Source organism: Bacteroides sp. UBA939, from assembly GCF_002293435.1.
Taxonomy (GTDB): domain Bacteria; phylum Bacteroidota; class Bacteroidia; order Bacteroidales; family Bacteroidaceae; genus Bacteroides.
This window is the reverse complement of the sequence record NZ_DBDF01000141.1, coordinates 1-22,920: the sequence shown is the minus strand read 5'-3', so window position 1 is coordinate 22,920 and position 22,920 is coordinate 1. Positions and strand designations below refer to the sequence as shown.

The 22,920-nt window shown below is 46.0% G+C and carries 16 protein-coding genes and 2 pseudogenes; 11 read left to right on the top strand and 7 right to left on the bottom strand.

What is annotated here, in order from left to right:
* Positions 1–20 precede the first annotated feature (20 nt).
* The 5 genes and pseudogenes from B2Z67_RS08860 to B2Z67_RS08840 form a co-directional block, all read left to right on the top strand.
* Positions 21–908: pseudogene (locus B2Z67_RS08860) on the top strand (EamA family transporter); the annotation flags it as partial.
* 104 nt (positions 909–1,012) lie between these two features.
* Complete coding sequence (locus tag B2Z67_RS08855; RefSeq protein ID WP_291529462.1) at positions 1,013–1,306, top strand: type II toxin-antitoxin system HigB family toxin; 294 nt, start codon at positions 1,013–1,015, stop codon at positions 1,304–1,306.
* 41 nt (positions 1,307–1,347) lie between these two features.
* Positions 1,348–1,509, top strand: coding sequence for an XRE family transcriptional regulator (locus B2Z67_RS08850; RefSeq protein ID WP_291529461.1), 162 nt, complete (start codon positions 1,348–1,350; stop codon positions 1,507–1,509).
* A 1-nt stretch (position 1,510) separates the two neighbouring features.
* Complete coding sequence (locus B2Z67_RS08845) at positions 1,511–1,981, top strand: GAF domain-containing protein (protein ID WP_291529463.1); 471 nt, start codon at positions 1,511–1,513, stop codon at positions 1,979–1,981.
* A gap of 13 nt (positions 1,982–1,994) precedes the next feature.
* Positions 1,995–2,639, top strand: a complete 645-nt coding sequence (locus tag B2Z67_RS08840; protein WP_291529460.1) for a DUF3256 family protein — start codon at positions 1,995–1,997, stop codon at positions 2,637–2,639.
* A gap of 9 nt (positions 2,640–2,648) precedes the next feature.
* On the opposite strand, the gene B2Z67_RS08835 is transcribed toward B2Z67_RS08840, so the two are convergent.
* The 3 genes from B2Z67_RS08835 to glmS form a co-directional block, all read right to left on the bottom strand.
* Positions 2,649–3,893 carry a Gfo/Idh/MocA family protein gene (locus B2Z67_RS08835; protein WP_291529459.1) on the bottom strand — a complete coding sequence of 415 codons (1,245 nt, stop codon included), beginning with the start codon at positions 3,891–3,893 and terminating at the stop codon, positions 2,649–2,651.
* Between the two features lie 87 nt (positions 3,894–3,980).
* On the bottom strand, positions 3,981–4,847 hold the full coding sequence (gene purU, locus B2Z67_RS08830; protein ID WP_291529458.1) for a formyltetrahydrofolate deformylase: 867 nt from the start codon (positions 4,845–4,847) through the stop codon (positions 3,981–3,983).
* A 27-nt stretch (positions 4,848–4,874) separates the two neighbouring features.
* Positions 4,875–6,719, bottom strand: coding sequence for a glutamine--fructose-6-phosphate transaminase (isomerizing) (glmS, locus tag B2Z67_RS08825; RefSeq protein ID WP_291529457.1), 1,845 nt, complete (start codon positions 6,717–6,719; stop codon positions 4,875–4,877).
* A gap of 413 nt (positions 6,720–7,132) precedes the next feature.
* Between glmS and dapF the strand changes: the two genes are divergently transcribed.
* The 5 genes from dapF to gltB all read left to right on the top strand — a co-directional run bounded on the left by dapF (position 7,133) and on the right by gltB (position 17,464).
* Positions 7,133–7,966: a diaminopimelate epimerase gene (dapF, locus tag B2Z67_RS08820; protein ID WP_291529456.1), complete on the top strand. Its 834-nt coding sequence runs from the start codon at positions 7,133–7,135 to the stop codon at positions 7,964–7,966.
* A gap of 84 nt (positions 7,967–8,050) precedes the next feature.
* Positions 8,051–9,271 (top strand): LL-diaminopimelate aminotransferase, encoded by a 1,221-nt coding sequence (locus B2Z67_RS08815; protein WP_291529455.1) that lies wholly within the window; start codon positions 8,051–8,053, stop codon positions 9,269–9,271.
* A 176-nt stretch (positions 9,272–9,447) separates the two neighbouring features.
* The gene (gene asnA, locus B2Z67_RS08810; RefSeq protein WP_291529454.1) at positions 9,448–10,482 is read left to right on the top strand and encodes an aspartate--ammonia ligase; all 1,035 of its coding nucleotides are present in this window, start codon (positions 9,448–9,450) and stop codon (positions 10,480–10,482) included.
* Between the two features lie 35 nt (positions 10,483–10,517).
* Entirely contained in the window at positions 10,518–12,701 is a 2,184-nt protein-coding gene (locus B2Z67_RS08805) for a glutamine synthetase III (protein WP_291529453.1), read from the top strand.
* Between the two features lie 215 nt (positions 12,702–12,916).
* Entirely contained in the window at positions 12,917–17,464 is a 4,548-nt protein-coding gene (gltB, locus tag B2Z67_RS08800) for a glutamate synthase large subunit (protein WP_414630797.1), read from the top strand.
* A 361-nt stretch (positions 17,465–17,825) separates the two neighbouring features.
* Here gltB and B2Z67_RS08795 read toward each other — a convergent pair whose 3' ends face one another.
* Positions 17,826–18,641, bottom strand: coding sequence for an SDR family oxidoreductase (locus B2Z67_RS08795; protein WP_291529451.1), 816 nt, complete (start codon positions 18,639–18,641; stop codon positions 17,826–17,828).
* A 61-nt stretch (positions 18,642–18,702) separates the two neighbouring features.
* The gene (gene uxuA / locus B2Z67_RS08790; RefSeq protein WP_291529450.1) at positions 18,703–19,875 is read right to left on the bottom strand and encodes a mannonate dehydratase; all 1,173 of its coding nucleotides are present in this window, start codon (positions 19,873–19,875) and stop codon (positions 18,703–18,705) included.
* Positions 19,876–19,946: 71 nt separating this feature from the next.
* Between uxuA and B2Z67_RS08785 the strand changes: the two genes are divergently transcribed.
* Entirely contained in the window at positions 19,947–20,993 is a 1,047-nt protein-coding gene (locus B2Z67_RS08785) for a helix-turn-helix domain-containing protein (protein ID WP_414630796.1), read from the top strand.
* A gap of 220 nt (positions 20,994–21,213) precedes the next feature.
* Here the strand turns inward: B2Z67_RS08785 and B2Z67_RS08780 are convergent.
* Positions 21,214–21,432, bottom strand: a pseudogene (locus B2Z67_RS08780) (restriction endonuclease subunit S); the annotation flags it as partial.
* Between the two features lie 7 nt (positions 21,433–21,439).
* A complete protein-coding gene (locus B2Z67_RS08775) occupies positions 21,440–22,597 on the bottom strand; it encodes a PDDEXK nuclease domain-containing protein (protein WP_291529448.1) in 1,158 nt (385 codons plus the stop codon).
* Positions 22,598–22,920 lie beyond the last annotated feature (323 nt).

Sequence of the window (22,920 nt, the reverse complement as noted above, 5' to 3'; positions counted from 1 at the left end):
CGTAAAACTGGACACCCTAATTATTAGCCTTTCTCTCAGCCGTCTTACTGGGATTTTATGATGCTTTCAAAAAGCAATCGTTACGCGACAATGCCGTACTTCCCGTTTTGTTCCTGAACACGGTATTTTCAAGTCTGATATTTCTTCCCTTTATATTGATATCCACCTTTACCCCGATGTTGGGAGGAACAATATTCAATGTGCCTGTTGTTGGGTGGGAAGTGCATCAATTCATCATAATCAAGTCCTTTATCGTTCTTTCTTCCTGGATATTCGGCTATTTCGGCATGAAGCATTTGCCGCTGACGATTGTAGGGCCGATTAATGCTACCCGTCCTGTGATGGTATTAGTAGGCGCTATGTTGATATTTGGTGAGCGACTGAATTTGTATCAATGGATAGGAGTTATGCTTGCCATACTTTCTTTTCTGATGTTAAGCCGTTCGGGCAAAAAGGAAGGAATTGACTTTAAACACAATAAATGGATTTATTTTATTGTATTGGCTGCCATCACCGGAGCTATCAGTGGTCTGTATGATAAATATCTGATGAAGCAGTTCAATCCTATGGTTGTACAGTCATGGTATAATGTTTATCAGGTGTTTATCATGTGTCCTGTCATCCTTTTATTATGGTATCCGAAACGCAAAGGAAATACTCCATTTCGTTGGGATTGGACTATCATCCTGATTTCTATTTTCCTCTGTGCCGCCGACTTCGTTTATTTCTATGCCCTGAGCTATGAAGACTCTATGATTTCTATTGTTTCTATGGTTCGCCGTGGCAGTGTAGTGGTATCTTTCCTCTTTGGCGCACTCTTTTTCCGTGAAAAGAATTTAAAAAGTAAGGCTGCCGACCTCATTTTAGTATTGATTGGAATGTTCTTCTTATATTTGGGAAGTAAATAAGTATAGATAGGCATAACAATAAAACTTTAATAACTTCTGAATATTAGAAAAATGTTTTGTTTATTAGAAGCCTGCAATTGTCTTTGTATTAAAATTAGCATGTCATGAGAATAATATCATTTGCAGCCATAAGGGATTACGTAACAAAACATGCCGATGCTGATATACTTTTGCGCGATTGGTATAAGAAAACAGAGAAAGCGGAGTGGACATGTCTGGCTGATATTAAACAAACATTTAACAGTGTTGATTATGTAGCTAATGACAGATATGTGTTTAATATAAAAGGTAATGACTACGGATTAGTTGTAATAGTGTTATTTGCTGCTAAAAAGGTTTTTATCCGTTTTATAGGTACTCATAAAGAATATGATAAGAAAGACTGTTCCAATGCCTAAGATTGTATATTTGTGAGACCTACGTAGAAATTGTAAGTTGTATGACAAAGATAAAAACAGAGAAACAGTACAAAGCAGCTTGTGCAAGAGTTGAAGAGTTGCTGAAAGTTGTTACTAATGAGATATCGGCTGATGATAAGGATTTTCTTGAATTAGATTTGATTTCTGATTTAGTGGAAGATTATGAAGAAGAACATTTATAATATGGCAGAAAAATTATCTGTCAGCAACGGCAGCAAAGCGGAAAAGTATCAGACTTTGCTTCCTCAAATAAAGAGCCTGATTGCGGGCGAGGATGACCTCATTGCTAATTTGGCAAATGTTTCGGCGGCGTTGAAAGAAACTTTCGGTTTCTTCTGGGCAGGCTTCTATCTGGTGAAAGGAGGGGAATTGGTACTCGGACCTTTCCAGGGACTGGTAGCTTGTACAAGGATTAAGAAAGGGCGGGGTGTTTGTGGCGCATCATGGGAAAGGGCGGAGACGCTTGTTGTACCTGATGTCGATGCGTTTCCCGGACATATTGCTTGCAGTTCGTTGTCTCGTTCGGAGATTGTTGTCCCGTTACTTCGTGCAGACGGTGAAGTGTGGGGTGTTCTTGATATAGATAGTGAAAGCCTAAATACCTTTGATGAAACAGATGCGCGTTTTTTGGAAGAATTGTGTTCTTGGTTCTAATAACAGAAATAATATGATAAAGAAATTAAGTGTGTTTTTATGTTTGGCTTATGCCTGTGTATATGCTTTGCAGGCGCAGGAAGCCAAAAGCTATTTTATCAATATGCCGGACAGCCTCAGTCCGTTGCTTACATCCGTGAACCGTGCGGACTGTATTGATTTTCTTGAAAGCAATATGAAAGCGGAGGTAACCAACCGTTTTGGCAGTAAGTCGGAAATGACGGAACTTTCTCCTGATTATATTCGCGTACAGATGACACCTCAAAGCTCATGGCAAATGAAGCTCCTGGCTACGAACGACAGTACCAAAGTGATTTGTGTTGTATCTACGGCATGTGCTCCTGTATGTGATAGCGATATTCATTTCTATACAATAGGCTGGGAAGAACTGTCGGCTTCTTCATTCCTGACACTTCCCCGGATGGAGGACTTCTTGTCGATGCCCGATACTTTGTTGAACTATGAGGTACGGGATGCAGGTGAGAAGGCGGACATGCTACTTATGAAAGCTGACCTTACCGCAGAGAGCGACACCTTGACTCTTACTTTTACTACTCCCGAATATATGGAAAAGGATGTTGCCGGAAAACTGGAACCATACATTCGCCGTCCTATAACGTATGTCTGGAAGGAAGGACAGTTTGTAATAGAAGAATAATGATTTGTTTTATTCCCACGCCCCACGCGTAAAATCGGGTATTTCTACCGGACGGCTACCATTTAATACGGATTGTTCGCTAAGTTCTGTGATGCATGACCATTCGGCGGCATCATACACGTCCATGTCTAAAGGAAGACCGTGATGCAGGCAATAGATGAGTCGATAGTCCATGATGTAATTCATCTCGTTCGGTACACCCTTGCGATTTCCTTCTTTTCCGATGATTGCTGTGAATGGATGCCGGTAACGTAGCAAAAGTTCTTCAGTCGTTTCGTTAGTTGTTTTTTCGGATTGTGCATCTTCCAGAATGATGGTGGATACCGGATATTTTTGTGCAAACCCTCGCGTTCCGCAAATGGTATGTGAACGGCTGTAAGGGCGAGGATGCACCGTACAATGCTGGAGTTGAATTGTTTTTCCCTTGATGGTATGGATAAGAGTGGTGTTGATATCTCCCATTAGATAAGTCTGTTTTGCTTCGGTTGATTCTTCACCGAAAGTACGGCGGGCATATTCCGTCATTCCGGCTTGTTGAGTGGACATGGATACGAGGTAGTTCATGCGGTCGCCCCGATGAATATTCATAATCTGGCAGATTGGACCTAAGCCATGTGTGGGATAAGGATTTCCGGTATGTTTCATGCAATAGGCTGTGTTCCATTGGTTATGGAAACCACCTTCGTTTTCATCGAAGAAGTAGATTGCGCGCAGGTCGTGTATATACGCTCCTTCTGCGTGCATGATTTCACCAAATAAACCTTTTCCGGCCATGTTCAAGGTGGTTAGTGCAAAGGCATCATAACAACAATTCTCCAGCATGATGCAGTGGCGTCGGGTATGCTCGGCTGTGTCAACCAACTGCCAACACTCTGCTACGGTCATGGCTGCCGGTACTTCTATGGCTACATGCTTACCTTGTTTCATGGCATAAGTAGCCATAGGGGTATGTGTCAGCCAGTCTGTACATATAATGATGAGGTCAATATCCGGATTACAACACATCTTTTGCCAGCCGTCCTTTCCTGTATAGCCTACAGCGGTAGGATGCCCGCCCTGGGTTAATACCGCTTGCCCTTTGGCAAGATTTCCGGGACGTATTTCGCACAATGCTTTGATTTCCACATGCTCTATGATCATATAACGTTTCAGGGTCATCAAACCTCGATTGCCTAATCCTATAAGTCCGATGCGTACAGTTGGAATAGGAGGATGGGTTAACCCCAAAACATGGGTGCAATGTTCGTTTCTCATTGAATTTAGTATATCGGTTAGATAAAATACGCTACAAAGATATTTATTCTTTTGATGCGATTCAAGAGAATTTTCGCTTTTCCTGTCTTAGTTGAAAACCACTGTTTTATTCTTGTATGTAAGAATTTTCCGTTGAATATGTTTTTCCACAGCTCTGGAAAGGACTATTTTTTCAAGATCCTGACCTTTGTGGATTAATGTTTCTACCGTATCTTTATGGGAAATACGTGCAATATCCTGTTCAATGATTGGCCCTGCGTCCAAGTCGGTTGTTACATAATGGCTTGTAGCGCCGATCAGTTTAACCCCTCTTTCGAAAGCGGCATGATAGGGCTTGGCGCCAACAAATGCCGGCAGAAAGGAGTGGTGTATGTTGATTATCCGGTTGGGGTATTTGTTAATCATGTTTTCCGTTATTACCTGCATATAGCGAGCCAGTACAATAAAATCGACCTCATATTCCTGAAGGAGGGTAAGTTCTGCTTTCTCTTGTTCATGCTTGTTTTCTTTCGTAATCGGATGCAGGTGGAAGGGTATGTAAAAACGTTCGGCTACCGGTTCAAGATCCGGATGGTTGCTAATGATTAGCGGGATGTTTACATTCCATTCTCCCATTGCATATCTGGCTAGAAGATCGTATATGCAGTGAGATATTTTTGATACGAAAATAGCCATCTTGGGTTTATAGTCATTGAAATACAAGCGGAAATAAATCTGATACTTAGAGGCATAGAGTGTTTCGAAGTATTCTTTAATCTTGTTTCTTGGGATGGTAAAATCCTGCAGTTCCCATTCGATTCGCATAAAGAAAACATTCTGTTCCAGGTCTACATGTTGATCCAAGTAGATGATATTTCCTCTATTGACATTGATAAAGTTGGTAACCATAGCAATAATACCGGGTTGATCGGGGCAATGCATTAATAATATGGCTGTTGATTTTTGCTTGTTCATACGTTAATTGAATTATAAGGGACACAGTTACTCCACAGTTACCGACTTTGCCAGATTTCTTGGCATATCCACATCCCGCCCTTTCTTTACGGCAATATGGTAGGATAGTAATTGCAAAGGAATGATGGACAGCAATGGTCCCAGGCATTCCTCCGTTTGCGGAATCTCTATGATATAATCGGCAATCTTCTTTATGTTGTCGTCTGATTTATTTACGATGGCGAGAATCCGTCCGTTGCGTGCCTTTATCTCCTGCATGTTGCTGATTGTTTTTTCATACGTAGCATCGTGTGTCGCAATTACCACTACCGGCATTTCGTTGTCAATTAGCGCAATGGGGCCATGCTTCATCTCTGCTGCCGGATAGCCTTCCGCATGAATATACGATATTTCTTTCAGTTTCAATGCGCCTTCCATAGCAATCGGGTAAGAGTAACCTCGTCCCATATAGATAAAGTTGTGGGCGTATGTGAATATCTTTGATAAGTCTTCTATTGCCTGATTCTGTTTCAGTATGCTTTTGATTTTCTCCGGTATTAAGTCCAGTTCGGACAGGATTTGTTCATATTGCTTTTGAGAAATACTATTTCTTTCTTTTCCTATGGCAAGCGCCATCATGATGAGAACCAGTACTTGTGCGGTGAATGCCTTTGTTGATGCTACACCGATTTCCGGCCCTACATGTGTGTAGGAACCTGAATGTGTATTGCGGGAAATAGAAGAACCAACCACGTTGCATATTCCATAAACGAATGCCCCTGCTTTTTTTGCCAGTTCGATAGCTGCCAGCGTATCGGCTGTTTCGCCGGACTGGGAAATGGCAATCACAACATCATCCGGATAAAGAACCGGATTCCGGTACCGGAATTCAGAGGAATATTCCACTTCTACCGGAATACGGCAGAACTCTTCCAATATATATTCGCCAATCAGACCGGCATGCCAGGAAGTTCCGCACGCAAGGATAAGTATGCGGCGCGCTTTCAGGAATTTCTCTTTGTGATTGAAAATACCGGAAAGAGCCAGGTTGTTGCAATCAACATTGATACGTCCTCTCATGCAATCACGTAATGTTCGGGGTTGCTCAAAGATTTCTTTCAACATGAAATGTGGGTAGCCTCCTTTCTCCAGTTTCTGCAAATCCATTTCCAATTGAGTGATTTGTGGCGTTTTCTCCACATTCGATAAACTGATGATTTTAGGTTGACCGGATTGGGAAAGAATCACAATCTCTTCATCTTCCACATATATTACTTTGTTGGTGTATTCTATAATAGGGGAAGCATCGGAAGCAATGAAAAACTCATTTTCACCGATACCAACTACCAGCGGACTGCTTTTCCGGGCGGCAATGATATGGTCGGGATGCTGTTTGTCGATAACAGCAATGGCATAAGCGCCGATTACTTGCTTCAGTGCCAACTGAACAGCCGCAAGCGTATCGGTTTTATTACTTTCTTTTATATATTCAATCCATTGCACAAGCACTTCCGTATCAGTCTCGCTTTGAAAGGTGTAGCCTTTTTGTATCAACTTCTCTTTTAATACAACATAGTTTTCTATAATTCCATTGTGGATTAAAGCTAAGTTTTCGGATTGCGAATAATGAGGATGAGCGTTGCTATGATTAGGCTCGCCATGTGTAGCCCATCGTGTATGGGCAATGCCGATGTGACCGGAAACGTCTTTGCTTTTGCATGAGTTTTCCAGTTTTGAAACCCTGCCTTTGGCTTTATAGATATTTAATTGATTCTCCGGACTGATTAATGCAACGCCGGCGCTATCGTACCCCCGGTATTCCAGGCGATGCAGACCTTTTATTAAAATAGGAAATGCGTTTTGTTTTCCTATATATCCTACGATGCCACACATATTTCTATCTGTATTCTTGAAGTTAGTTACTATCTGTATTCATCCCGGCTTTTAATGGGGATATTTTTATTTGGCGCAAATGTAATTACATTATTTCTATTGCACAAGTGAATCTGATGCTAAATGTTATCTTTTTATTTGTATTTGTTTCATATTGGATATTTATATTGCGAATTGATTGCAATATGATATATTATAAAAGTATCTGCCTTACTTCGTTAACAGAAAGATTGTATATCTCGTTTTTTATGATAAACAATACGAATAATCATATCTTTTTGCCGTCATTTTGCTATATTTATAACTTATAAATGAAAAATATGATATAATTGTATTGGAAATAAAATCTTTATGCTACCTTTGCGGCGTTATTTATTTCCTTTTGCTACTGAAATATCCAAAATAGAAGAAAAATGGAATTTACGAAGATGCATGGTATTGGAAACGATTACGTTTACATCAACTGTTTTAAGGAGTCGGTGAAGTGTCCCGGTGAATTGGCAAAATGGGTGAGCGACCGCCACAAAGGAATCGGGTCGGATGGGTTGGTGCTGATTATGCCTTCCGATAAGGCGGATTTTCGGATGAGAATGTTTAATCCCGATGGTTCGGAATCGCAGATGTGCGGAAATGCTGCACGGTGTGTGGGGAAGTATGTTTATGATAATGGTCTGACAGACAAGACGAGTATTTCGTTGGAGACGAAAGCCGGGATTAAACACTTGCTGCTGTTTCCTGAGAAAGGGAAGATAAAAACGGTCTGTGTGGATATGGGGGAGCCGGTTCTGCGTTCTTCCGACATTCCGGTGATACATGATGAGGAAAGGCTGATAGATTGTTTGGTAGATTTCTCTCCTGAACAATACAGGATAACCTGTGTTTCTATGGGAAATCCGCACACGATTATATTTGTAGAAAGCACAGAAGAATTAGCGTTAGAAACGATAGGTAAGAAGATTGAATCATTCAGGCTGTTTCCTGAACGCACCAACGTTGAATTTGTGGAAATCCTCTCTCCGCACGAGGCGCGCGTTCGGGTTTGGGAGCGGGGAACAGGGGAGACACAAGCCTGCGGAACAGGAGCTTGCGCGGTTGTAGTGGCAGGGGTGCTTACCGGACGTCTGGAACGTAAAGCGACAATAAACCTGCCGGGTGGCGAGCTATTAATTGAATGGAGAAACGATAACCACGTCTATATGACAGGAGATGCGGTTACCGTCTATACAGGATGCTTTTCAACTGATTAATGTTTCAGGAATCTGTAATACGGATAACTGATTGATATTTCAAGGATCTGTGATACAAATAGCTGATTAATATTTTAAGAACCTATGATACAAATAAACGAGAACTTCCCTAAATTGTCCGACAGTTACCTGTTTTCTGAGATAGCGAAAAAGGTGAACCGGTATAAAGAGGCAAACCCTGAGAGAAACATAATAAGCCTGGGCATCGGCGATGTTACCCAACCGCTGGCTCCGGCAGTTGTTGCAGCCATGCATAAAGCCGTTGAAGAGATGGGCGAAGCATCGACCATGAGGGGATATGCCCCAGAGTCCGGCTACTTGTTTCTGAAAGAAGCTATTATCAGGAATGATTTCCACCAACGGGGAATTTCACTCGATGTCGATGAAATATTCGTAAGTGACGGTGCTAAAAGCGATACGGGTAATATCGGCGATGTGCTGGATGCCGGCAATACGGTAGCTATCACGGATCCCGTTTACCCGGTTTACTTGGATACCAATGCGATGGCAGGGCGCGCAGGAGACTGTCATAACGGGAGATGGAGCAGAATAGAATATCTTCCGGCTGTTCCCGAGAATGGGTTTATTCCCCGGATACCCGACAGGAAGGTGGACATGATTTACCTCTGCTATCCGAACAATCCGACAGGCACCACGCTGACCAGGGAGCAGCTAAAGCACTGGGTTGATTATGCGCTGGAGAACAAATCGCTGATATTGTTTGATGCCGCATACGAGGCTTTTATCACGCAGGAGGATATTCCACACAGCATTTACGAGATAGAAGGAGCGACGCAAGTGGCTATCGAATTCAGGAGTTTCTCCAAAACTGCCGGATTCACCGGAGTGCGATGCGGCTACACGGTGGTACCCAAAGCGTTGAAAGCGTTTGATAAAACGGGGAAGGAGTATGCGCTGAACGCGTTATGGAACCGCAGACAGTCCACTAAATTCAACGGAACGGCTTACATTGTACAACGGGCGGCAGAGGCTGTTTATTCTCCCGAAGGGAAGAAGCAAATCAGGCAGACCATTGATTATTACATGGAAAATGCCCGTATCATTAAAGAAGGCTTAAACGCTTTGGGCTATACGAGCTATGGCGGAGTGAATGCGCCTTATATATGGGTTCAGACTCCTGCCGGAATATCTTCCTGGGAGTTTTTCGATAAATTATTGAATGAATACCAGATTGTTTGTACCCCCGGCGTAGGGTTTGGCGCAAGCGGAGAAGGCTTTGTCCGGATGACTGCTTTCGGTACGCGGGACAATACGATTGAAGCGATACAGCGAATGGGCCGGTGAAACAATTTCCCCTTCACGGGGATAACTAAACACATATAGAGGGCTGACAATCAGGACAAAGTCGGCTCGATTTATATTCTGTGAAGCATCACGATGCTTTGCGGACTGGGAGAAGTATATAGTACCCACAGGCTTTTGACATACCCTCATAAATAACACTTAAATACATTCAGATTATGGCAACAATTATTCCAAAAGGTTATAAACCTGCTGTCGCTCCCGAAGATATGGAGCAGGCAATTAAAGAGATTAAGCAGAAGTTTCAGGACGAGCTGTCACAGGCGTTGAACCTGAAACGGGTAACAGCACCCTTGTTTGTGCTTTCGGGCACGGGCATCAACGACAACCTCAACGGCACGGAGCGTCCCGTATCTTTCGAGATACCCGCCGTGGGCGGGCGAAGGGCAGAAATCGTTCATTCCCTCGCCAAGTGGAAACGCATGAAACTCGGCGCTTACGGCATGGAACCCGGTAAAGGGCTTTATACCGACATGAACGCCATACGCGCCGACGAAGAGTTGGATAACCTGCATTCGCTCTACGTAGACCAGTGGGACTGGGAGAGGACTATCACAAAAGCCAACCGCAATCTCGATTTCCTCAAGTCGATTGTCCGCAAGATATATCGGGCACTGCTCGATACCGAGGCTTTTATTTCCAGAGCCTATCCGCAAATCAGTCCGGTATTGCCCCGCGAGATAACCTTCGTCCATTCGGAAGATTTGCTGGCGGAGTATCCGGAGCTTTCGCCCCGTGAGCGGGAGACTGAGGTAGCCAGGAAGTACGGCGCGGTGTTCATTATCGGCATTGGCGGCGAGCTTGCCGACGGCAAAATACACGACGGCCGCTCGCCCGACTATGACGACTGGAGCATGCCCACCGGAGACGGGCACAAGGGACTCAACGGAGATATTATCGTATGGAATCCTGTGCTTGAATCAGCTTTTGAGATATCTTCCATGGGAATCAGGGTGGACAAGGCGGCTTTGCTGTTGCAACTCGGCATTCGGGGTTGTGAAGAACGGAAGGAACTCCTGTTCCATAAAAGCTTGCTGGAAGACAGACTTCCGTTGTCCATAGGCGGCGGCATCGGGCAGTCGCGTCTTTGCATGTTCCTGTTGCGGTGCGCGCATATTGGTGAGGTGCAAGCCAGCATCTGGCCCGAGAGTATGGTCGAGGAGTGTGCGGCAAATAATATCTTCCTGAAGTAAGGAGCTTAATTTAATCATTTAATACCCAACATCTTATGTTACGATTCAAAGCTGTAGAGGAAGCCTCCAAAAGAAAGGCTGTAGAAGTTCAGGCGCCGGCTGCCAAGACTTCCGATTATTTCGGTAAATACGTGTTCGACAGGAACAACATGCGCAAATACTTGTCCAAAGAAACCCTGAAGCTGGTGCTGAACGCCATCGACAAGAGCGACTCCCTCCCCCGCGAAGTCGCCAACCACGTAGCCGCAGGCATGCGCATGTGGGCCATGGAGATGGGCGCAACGCACTACACCCACTGGTTTCACCCGCTCACCGACGGCACTGCCGAGAAACACGACGCCTTTGTCGACTTCGACGGCAACGGCGGAATGATTGAAGAATTCTCAGGCAAACTGCTTGTCCAGCAAGAACCGGATGCATCCAGCTTCCCCTCAGGCGGCATCCGCAATACTTTCGAAGCACGCGGATACACCGCCTGGGACCCTTCATCGCCTGCATTCATCATGAAAGATACCCTGTGCATCCCCACCATTTTCATCTCTTATACGGGCGAAGCGCTGGATTATAAAACACCCCTGCTGAAATCAATTGCAGCCGTGGATAAGGCGGCAACGGATGTCTGCCGCTACTTTGACGAGAACGTGAGAAAGGTATATTCCTACCTGGGCTGGGAGCAGGAATACTTCCTGGTAGACAAAGCGCTGTACAACGCCCGTCCGGACTTGGCGCTTACCGGTCGCACACTGATGGGGCACGACAGCGCCAAGAACCAGCAGTTGGAAGACCATTACTTCGGCTCCATACCCACCCGTGTGGCGGCGTTCATGCGCGACCTGGAGTACGAATGCTACAAACTGAGCATCCCCGTGAAGACCCGCCATAACGAAGTGGCGCCCAATCAGTTTGAGCTGGCGCCGATTTACGAAGAATGCAACCTGGCAGTCGACCACAATCTGCTGCTGATGTCCGTTATGGACGTCGTTGCCGAGTCGCACGGGTTCAAGGTGTTGCTTCACGAAAAGCCGTTTAAGGGCATCAACGGTTCGGGCAAGCACAACAATTGGTCGCTTGGAACGGATACGGGCGTCAACCTCCTGGGGCCGGGCAAGAATGCGAAAGAGAATCTTCAGTTCATCGCATTCGTGTCGAACGTGCTGATGGCGGTTTACAGGAACAACGCTTTGCTCAAGGCGAGTATCTCGTCTGCCACCAATGCCCACCGCCTGGGGGCGAATGAAGCGCCGCCTGCTATTATCTCTATTTTCATGGGTTCGCAGATTTCAGCGCTGCTGGACGAGATAGAAGTAATTAAAGGAATCAGGGACATTGAGTTGAGCGAGAAAACCGGTACGCGGCTGTCGCTGAACTATATACCTGAAATTATGGTGGATAACACCGACCGCAACCGCACTTCCCCGTTCGCATTTACGGGCAATCGTTTCGAGTTTCGTGCGGTAGGTTCTTCTGCCAATTGCGCTGCTTCGATGCTGGCATTGAATACGGCGGTGGCGGGGCAGTTGAAGGAGTTTAAAGCCGGCGTAGATGCCTTGATAGCCCGGGGAAAGACGACGGAAGAGGCTGTGTTTGCCATGATTCAGAAGAATATCCGCGAATCCAGGGCTGTTCGTTTCGATGGAAACGGGTATAGTGAGGAGTGGAAGCAGGAAGCGGAGAAGCGGGGACTGGATTGTGAGACGAGGGTTCCGGTGATATTCGATGCTTACGTCGCTCCCCGGACAATCGGTCTGTTTACCGAATCGGGGGTGTTGAGCGAGCGAGAGCTTCATGCGCGCAACGAGGTGAAATGGGAGCAGTACACGAAGAAGATACAGATTGAGGCGCGCGTGCTGGGCGACTTGGCGATGAATCATATTATTCCCGTGGCTACTCGTTACCAGGGACTGCTGCTCGAGAATGTTTCCCGCATATTCGCCTTGTACGATAAGGAGAAGGCAAGTAAAATCGCCGCCCAGGATTTGGTTATCATCGAGGATATTGCCGACCATCTGAACTTTATCAAAGTAAAGACGGATGAAATGGTTGAAGCCCGCAAGACGGCGAACAGGATAGAGAATGAACGCGAAAAGGCGTTGATGTATTGCGAGAAGATAGCACCTTACTTCGACGAGATTCGGTATCATATCGACAAGCTGGAGCTGACGGTGGATAATGAAATGTGGACGTTGCCTAAGTACAGGGAGTTGCTGTTTATCAGGTGAGACTGATAAGTGAAATTCACTCCCATACTGAGCCTATCTCTGTATACGACTGAGATACCCTAAGTATACGACCGAGATATCCTCAGTCGTATACTTAGACTACCCCCTCTCAGAATATGTTCTGGACGGTCTTTTAACTAAGTGCGATGTGAAGTAAATTGTCTTAATAAATAAGCCGCATATACTTAACACTCATATAATATGTATTTATGGAAATGAAACAAAAAAACTTATATAACCCCGAATTCGAGCACGATGCCTGCGGCGTGGGGCTGGTAATTGACATACACGGAAACAAGTCCCACGATATCGTCGAACAAGGCTTGCAGGTACTGGAAAACATGCTGCACCGCGGAGCCGAAAGCGCCGACAACAAAACAGGCGACGGCGCAGGAATCATGCTTCAAATACCGCATGAGTTCATCCTGCTGCAAGGCATCCCCGTCCCCGAACGGGGAAAGTACGGCACCGGCCTGCTCTTTCTCCCACGCGACGAAGAACAGTCCGCCCTCTGCATGGACGTCCTGAACAGCGTACTGGCGCAAGAAAACCTCAACCTGCTTGCCGTGCGCACAGTGCCCGTCCGCAGCGATATCCTGGGAGACATATCCCGCGAGAACGAACCGGTAATCAAACAAATCTTCGTAACCGACCCAAACCTTTCAAGCGTCGACCTGGAACAGAAGCTCTACATCGCCCGCAAAAAGACGGAGAAGCAAATACGCAACTCCCTTTTGCCCGACACGCGCAGCTTCTACATCGTCAGCCTCTCCTCGCAACGAATCGTCTACAAAGGTATGCTGACCTCCACCCAACTGCGCGACTACTTCCCCGACCTGACCAACCCTTACTTCACCAGCGGACTCGCACTTGTCCACTCCCGTTTCAGCACCAATACCTTCCCCACGTGGGACTTGGCGCAGCCCTTCCGCCTGATAGGTCACAACGGCGAAATCAACACCATCCGCGGAAACCGCTATTGGATGGAAGCCCGCGAAAGCATCCTCAACGCCCCCGGGCTGGGCAACAACGACGAGCTTTTCCCCATCATACAACCGGGCATGAGCGACAGCGCCTCGCTGGACAATGTGCTGGAATACCTCGTCATGTCCGGCAAATCATTGCCCCACGCTCTCGCCATGCTTGTCCCCGAAAGCTGGAACGACAAGAACCCGATACCTGCCGACCTGAAAGCCTTCTACGAATACCACAGCATCATCATGGAGCCGTGGGACGGTCCAGCCACCCTGCTTTTCACCGACGGACGATACGCCGGCGGCATGCTCGACCGCAACGGACTGCGCCCCGCACGCTACCTCATTACCCGGAACGACATCCTCGTTGTAGCCTCCGAGGCAGGCGTACTGCCTTTCGACGCTTCCGAAATACGCGAGAAAGGAAGGCTTCAACCGGGCAAGATGCTGATGGTGGATACGCAGGAAGGCAGAATCATCTACGACCCCGAACTGAAAGGTGAACTGGCGCAGGCGCAACCCTACGTGGAGTGGCTGTCGAAAAACCGGATTATTCTTTCCAATATCCACTCCGGGCGCACGGTGAAGCACAGGGCGGAGAACCATGCGCAGTTGCTGAAGGCCTTCGGCTATACGAAGGAAGACGTAGAGAAAATCATCCTGCCCATGACCACCGACGGCAAGGAACCGGTAGGCTCGATGGGGAACGACACGCCTCTGGCGGTGCTTTCGGAGAAGCCGTTGCGACTGTTTAATTACTTCAAGCAACTGTTTGCCCAGGTAACCAACCCGCCCATTGACCCTATCCGCGAAGAACTGGTCATGTCGCTTTCGCTCTATATCGGCACGCAGGACGGCAATTTGCTTGACCCTTCGCCCGAGTTGTGTAAGATGGTGAAACTGCAAACGCCCGTCATCAACAATACCGACCTCGATATTTTGCGGCATCTGGGGTATAAGGGTTTCCGCACTGTGACAATTCCTATGCTGTTCAGCACAGAGGGTGATGCCGAAAGTGAGCTTGCCAAAGCCATCGCCGACATCTGCAACCGGACGGAAGAGGCGGTGAACGAAGGGTATAACTACGTCATTCTGAGCGACAAAGAGGTGAACGGGAAGCAGGCGGCGATTCCTTCTTTGCTTGCAGTTTCGGCAGTGCACCATCATTTGATAAACAAGAAGAAGCGGATGCAGATTGCCATCGTAGTAGAAACGGCGGAAGTGCGCGAGGTGATGCACTTTGCCCTGTTGCTGGGCTTTGGGGCTACGGCGGTGAATCCGTATATGATATTTTCCATACTGGAGAATGCAGTCGGCTCGCACGAGATACAGTTGGATTACCATACGGCGGAGAAGAATTACATTAAGTCCGTGAACAAGGGGCTGCTGAAGATTCTCTCGAAGATGGGTATTTCGACTTTGCGTAGTTATCGCGGGGCGCAGATATTTGCTTCGGTGGGTATCGGGCAGAAGATGCTGGATGATTATTTCCGCGGTATGACGTCTCCCGTCGGGGGGATTGAGTTGGGGGATGTGGCGGAGGATGCGTTGCATGACCATTTCGAGGCGTTTGGAAATGGCGGCAGCAGTGCGTTCGGCAATGGTGATGGCGGAAGCGATTGCTTGCAGAACGGTGGTTTGCAGAATGAAGGTTTCTACGCCTACCGCAAGAACGGAGAGTATCATGCGTGGAATCCCGAAACAATCAGTAAGCTGCAAATTGCAACACGGCTGGGCGATTATGAGAAGTTCAAGGAGTACACCCGCATTGTGGACGAAAAGATACAGCCTGTGTTTCTGCGCGATTTCTTTGCTTACAAGCGCAGTCCGATTGATATCTCCGAAGTGGAACCGGTGGAGGCGATTACCCGCCGGTTTGTTACGGGCGCCATGTCGTTCGGGTCTATCAGCAAGGAGGCGCACGAGGCGATGGCTATTGCGCTCAACACGATACACGGGCGGAGCAATACCGGTGAGGGTGGTGAAAACCCTGAACGCTTCTTGCCGGGAGAAGACGGATTGAACCGCCGGAGCGCCATCAAGCAGATTGCTTCGGGGCGTTTCGGGGTGACTGCCGAGTATCTGGTGAATGCCGACGAACTGCAAATTAAAGTGGCGCAGGGTGCCAAACCGGGTGAAGGGGGGCAGCTTCCGGGCTTTAAGGTGAATGAGATTATTGCGAAGACGCGCCATTCCATTCCCGGCATTACGCTGATTTCGCCGCCTCCGCATCATGATATTTATTCGATTGAGGATTTGGCGCAGTTGATATTCGACTTGAAGAATGTTAATCCGTCGGCTGAGATTAGTGTGAAGCTTGTGTCCGAAAGTGGGGTAGGAACTATTGCTGCGGGGGTTGCCAAGGCTAAAGCTGACCGTATTATTATCAGTGGCGGCGAAGGTGGAACAGGGGCAAGTCCGATTAGTTCGGTGAAACATGCCGGTATGCCGGGCGAGCTTGGATTGGCGGAGACACAACAGACGCTGGTGATGAATAATCTGCGGGGGTATATTCGTTTGCAGACGGATGGGCAACTAAAGACCGGCAAAGATATCATTGTTTCGGCTTTACTTGGGGCGGAGGAATTTGGTTTTGCTACCAGTGCGTTGATTGTGCTGGGGTGTGTGATGATGAGGAAGTGTCATCAGAATACGTGTCCCGTGGGGGTGGCGACGCAGGATGAGAAGTTGCGTGCGCGTTTCAGGGGGAAGCATGAGTATGTCGTTAATTTCATGACATTCCTGGCGCAGGAAGTACGTGAGCATCTGGCGCAGATGGGATTCCGCAGTCTGGAGGAGATAGTGGGGCGGAGTGATTTGCTTGAGGTAAGGCAGGGGATGTTGAATGAGAAGACGAGGAAGTTGGACTTGTCCAGGTTGATGTATTTCTGTGGTGGTCAGCATGATATTCGTTGGGCGAGGGGGCAGGAGCATAAGGTTGGTCAGGTGGTTGATTGTGGGCTGATTGCCCAGGTACTTGATTGTGGGTTAATTTCTTCGGTGCTTGACCGTGAACAAGTCACCCCGGCGCCGGTCGAAATAGAACAACGCATCATGAATACCGACCGCTCGGCAGGCGCCATGCTTTCAGGCGTAATCGCCAAGCATTACGGGAACGCCGGACTGCCGGACGATACAATACAGGTGAAGTTTCACGGCTCAGCAGGACAAAGCTTCGGCGCCTTCCTTGCCCATGGAATTACTTTCCGGTTAGAGGGAGAAGCAAACGACTACCTGGGCAAAGGCCTTTCGGGTGGGAGAATCATCGTATCTCCGCCTGCAAATGCCGGCTTCCTCCCCGAGAACAACAGCATTGCCGGTAATACATTGCTCTACGGCGCCACCTCTGGCGAAGTGTACATCAACGGCATCGTAGGCGAGCGCTTCTGCGTCCGCAACAGCGGTGCCATTGCCGTTGTAGAAGGCGCCGGCGACCACTGTTGCGAGTACATGACCGGAGGACGGACTGTTGTCCTGGGCGTCACCGGCAAGAACTTCGCCGCCGGCATGAGCGGCGGCCTGGCTTATGTACTGGACATGGACGGCAACTTCGACTCAAACTGCAACATGGAAATGGTGGAACTCTCACTGATTGAAGACCAGTCAGAGAACCGCGAACTCCATCAGTTGATTTCCTCCCATGCCGGATACACGCAAAGCCCCCTTGCACGTAGGATTCTCGACAACTGGGACAGCTATCTGAAACATTTCATCAAAGTAACCCCCATTGAATACAAAAAGGTGTTGCAGGAAGAGAAAATGGAGGTGATTAATCGCAAGATAGCGTAGGTGGAGAGGGATTATTGATTCTTGCAGTAGGGATGATGCAGGATAAATACTTAAGTACTCATGTTTACTTATCTTATAGTATCTGTCATTAGCTTCGCTCAAAACCTCTTTTATTATTTCATTGAGGAATAGTCAGAGCGTAGTCGAAGGATCCCCCTTTGTATTTCAGGAGAAGAGATGCTTTGACTACGCTCAGCATGACAGATACTGTCAAAGTATAAACTAATTATGAACACTTACTTAGCAAGAAATAAATTTATTATTTTTCATCCGTAAATAACGCTGATGACGCGGAGAATTTGAATAAAATTCGTGTCATCAGCGTCACCTGCGGATGAAAAATGTCTTTCTGAATTAACTATCAGACACCACTGAAAGCACTGAAACCACCATCTATCGGGAGTAATGCACCCGTAACGAAACTGGCGGCATCACTGCACAGGAATTGCACGGCACCGTTCAATTCATTGATATCACCGAAGCGTTTCATGGGAGTTTTAGCCAATACCTTCTTACTACGGTCTGTCAGCGAGCCGTCCGGATTAATGAGTACGGCACGATTCTGGTCGCCGATGAAGAAGCCCGGAGCGATGGCGTTTACGCGAATACCGTCTCCGTACTTCAATGCCAGTTCGCTTGCCAGCCACTGGGTAAAGTTAGCTACCGCCGTCTTGGCTGCAGAGTATCCCGGAACACGAGTGATGGCACTGTATGCAGCCATGGAAGATACGTTGACAATACAGCCTTTACCCTGTTTTGCCATAATCTTGCTGAATACCAAAGACGGGTAAACTGTTCCGTTCATGTTCAAGTTGGTTACCTTTTCCCAGCAAGAAATATCCATGTCATAGAAATTTTGCTCAGGGGAAAGGGTAGCGCCCGGCATGTTACCTCCGGCAATATTAAGCAGAATATCCACACGTCCCCATTTGGCAACGATATCGTCTGCCAGTTTTTCGAGACTGGCAATGTCCAGCACATTGCCAACGATACCGATCACATCTTCACCGTAAATTCTCAGTTCTTCCACACGTTTGTCTAATTGTTCCTGACGAATGTCGACGGCTACTACCTTGGCGCCTTGTTGCATGAAGCATTTAGCGATGCTACCGCCTAATACACCACCTGCACCGGTGATGACGGCTACTTTGCCTGCAATACTGAATTGTTCGTTCATAATGTTCTTTTTATATAATCACTTGTTTATTATTCACTTATCATTAATCACTTACCGCTAATCACTCCTTTAACTCATCCCGCACCACAGCCATCATTCCTTCCACCTGTGCCAATGCCAACATGCGTCCGTGGAATGAGTATCCGGGATTATAGCCTTTATCTTCATCTCCCAGCATCATTCGTCCATGATCCACGCGCATGGGCAGTTCCGGATTTTCCTTCTCGAAGATGCGGATAAGGTCAATGATATGCCCGCGTCCTTCCAGATGGGAACTTTCTATGAAATTACCTCCGGGCATGGCTGCTGTACTGCGCAAGTGAACAAAGTGGGTGCGTTTTGCAAACTTCTTCGCCAATTCACGCGTATCATTATGCTCGCCTGCGCTGAGAGAACCGGCGCAGAAAGTCAGTCCGTTGTGCGGATTATCGACCGCATTCAGGAACCAGGCAATATCTGCTTCATTCGTAACGATGCGTGGCAGGCCCAATACCTGGAAAGGAGGATCGTCAGGATGTACGCACATATTTACGCCGTATTCTTCACATACCGGCATAATCGCAGAAAGGAAATAACGCATATTTTCACGAAGGGTGTCACGGTCTATTCCTTTGTATAAAGCCAACAAACTCCTGAAAATATTCACCGGATTTTTGTCTCCTTCTTTTATATTTCCGTTTACAAAACCTTGTGTCTTTACAATAATCGTATCAATCAGTTCGTCTTTTTCAGCTTCGGTGATTGTCTTATCCAGTTCAGCCACTTTTGCCAACTCTTCCGGCGAGTATTCTTTTTCTGCTCCTTCACGTTGGAGAATGCGAAGGTCGAAGTAAGCGAAACGGATACGGTCGAAATAGAGCGATGAAGTTCCATCCGCCCAGGGATGTTGTAAGTCCGTGCGTATCCAGTCGATGACAGGCATGAAGTTATAACATATCGTTTTCACACCGCACTTGCCCAAGTTCGCCAAGCTGACTTTGTAGTTCTCTATCAGTTGGTCACGATCCGTTCCGGCATATTTGATTGCTTCGCATACGGGCAGACTTTCCACTACAGACCAGCGCAGTCCATAAGATTCTATATACTTTTTCAGATCATTGATGGCTTCTTTAGTCCATATTTCTCCGTTAGGTACATCGTGCAAAGCGGTAACGATACCTTCCACACCGATTTGACGCAGCATGTCGAGCGTAATCTTATCTTTCTTGCCGAACCATCTCCAAGTTTTCTCCATAATGTTTATGTATTAATGAGTTATACTGATTATCGGCTGCAAATATACGTGTAAAAGTAATCTCGGTATAAGTGGATTTTTGCAGAATATATGCTGATCTTTGCATGTGCCTTTTTAGAAGAGAATATGCTTATATTCTTCAGCTTTGTCCGGTAGTGATAGGACGACTGCTAAGTAAATTCAAAACAGCTTCTTGCAGTTCGATATTTTTGTGTAGATTTGTATGTGAATTGAATTATGTGAATATGCGGCGACCGATTATGAATGAAAAGTTGCCTATATCGGAGTCGAATCCGATTAAGGCGCGGTGCTACGATTATGATCGTTTTACCTATCCGTGGCATTTTCATAGCCAGTATGAGATTATTTGCGTAAGAGAAAGTCATGGGTTATGTTTTGTGGGCGATTGCATTGAAAAGTTCTCCGCAGGTGATGTGATATTGTTTGGTACTAATCTGCCCCATTACATGCGGAGCGATGATATTTATGGTTCGGCGGAAACTACCTCACGTGTACAGGGAACCATTATTCAGTTTGAACAGAACTTCATGCAATATTCTTTTGACCATTATCCGCAGTTCCATCAAATTAAAATGTTGTTGGAAGAGTCGGAAAGAGGCATCATCTTTCCGTCGCAGAATACCACAAAGATAGGTGAATTGATATCCGGCTTTCCTTTATTAAGCGGCTTCTACCAGATAAGCGGCTTGCTGGAGTTGTTACAGGAACTGGCTACTACTTCTGAAAGAAGAAGTCTGGCAAGTCCGCATTACTACCGGAAGTTTCCTGCTATGGGGAATAAGCGAATTGATAAAATCATTTCCTTCGTTAACAATAACTATACCCGTAATCTCAGACTGCAAGAGATAGCCTCAATGGCGAGTATGAACACCAGTGCCTTTTGTCGTTATTTTAAGGAGAATACCGGAAAAACTCTTTTGCAATATGTTATGGAAATGCGAGTGGGGTATGCCTGCAAGCTGTTGGAGGTAGGAGGAATGGATATATCACAAATAGCCGTTGAGTGTGGATTCGAATCCATTACCCATTTTAACCGTACATTTAAGCAACTCACGAATCTTACGCCGACGCAGTACCGGAATAATATAATGAGGTGAGTTGTACCTGCGGGATTCAACGATATGAAAAGAGAAGCCATATTATTCTCAATGAGTTTCATAAATTAACCTTCCTTCATTGCAAAACAATGAATATGCTTATTTTTGACAATACTATCACAATATGTTGTGATAAGAAATTATAATACACCTTCTGTTGTTTCATTGTCTACTATACATATGCCCCATTATGAGCAGGAACCTTTTGAAATACCTAGTAATTGGGTATTTCAAAAGGTACCTGCTCATAATGGGGCGTATCGGAAGTTTTTGCTGACTTCTTACTCTTTTTGATTTTACCCTCTTTTATCAGGCGTTCTTTTTCAGCCTTGATTCGTTCGAGGAGAACTGATGCAGACTCATCGTTCAGGTCTTGCGGTACAAGTTTTCCGTGTATCGCAAGATCGAGTATCTTTTGACGTAATTTCTTAGTGTCCATGTGTCTGTCAGTCTTTATTCAAAAATAGATTGCAAAATTCGTTCAACTGTTGCTGCATACGCTCTTGGGGAATGAGGATGCGTTTGTATTCGGTTATCATGGTTGGACTCATACTGCGGCTCATGGCATATTCCACTACCACATGGTCTGCCGTGGGACAAAGAATGATACCGATAGATGGGTTCTCGTTAGAACGCTTTACATCACGGTCAAGAGCTTCCAAGTAAAACTCCAGCTGACCGAGGTCGCGCGGATGGAATTTTGTCTTTTTCAGTTCTACAGCTACCAATGCTTGTAAGCCACGATGGAAGAATAGTAAATCAGCTTTAAATGTAGATGCACCGATATTGAGACGATACTCCTGATCCATGAAGATGAAATCTTTGCCAAGTTCAAGAATAAACTGCTTCATGTGTTCTACCAAACCATCTCTCAACTTTGTTTCACTATGCTTTTTGGGCAAATTCAGGAAATCTACAAATAGCGTATCTTTGAACATGACCGGAGCATTGGGATATGCTTCAAGCAACCCTTTCGACATGTTTTTTTTATTGCTTAGCAATTCCGTGTATGTTTGATTGGCAATGCAACGTTGAAGTTCTTGCTTTACCAAATGCTCTTTATTGGCATAGAGGATATAGAACATCCTTTCTTCATTGCTCTTGCATTGAGATAATATCACCGTGTGATTGGTCATTGTGGTTAATTCCAACACTTTAGGCATTTGTCCAGTTTCTGGTTGGACAATTTGTGCAGTTTTTGGCTGCACAATCATAGAATTTTCTAATGGTGGTAAAATTTGACTTATTTCAATTTGTCCAATTCTTGGTTGGACAAATTCGGTGTTCAAATACTTCTCGACAGTAGCAAGGAATGTTTCTGAAGAATACTCGTCATAGAACTTCACCATATTATAGATACTACTCCTGCCATATCCTTTTACATCAGGCCGATGGGTACGAATATATTCGGACAATAGAGTTACGACCTTGCTTCCCCATTCCTCACTTTTCAGTTTTGCCGATACATATCCACCCACATGCCAAGCAGTGAGCAAGACCTCTTCATTGACCGCTGCGGTGGCACGGCTTTTATGTTGGAGAATAATGTTTAGGACTTCTCCAAACTGTTGCTCTAATGATATAGTTATTTTATTATTTCCCATACTGTTAGTCTTCCTCTATATTAGTCAATAACTTTTGCAACTCTGCTACAGCATTGCTGATAGTGTCGCTTTTCTCCTTAATCATTTCATTCTTAGATGCAATTTTATTGTGCGAATATAGTGAATTATATTCGATAATTCGGATCGTTTTTTATGTTTTTATTGGCAAAAACATAAGTATATGGGGCATAAATGTTATATATCTTTTAACCCAACTTTGACCCGCCAAAATATTTTTCACTTATTTTCGGCATATTTTTGTTGGTTTTTTCTTCTCAGACATCTGATAATCAGCATTTTCATCATCTCAAAAGTATCAAAAT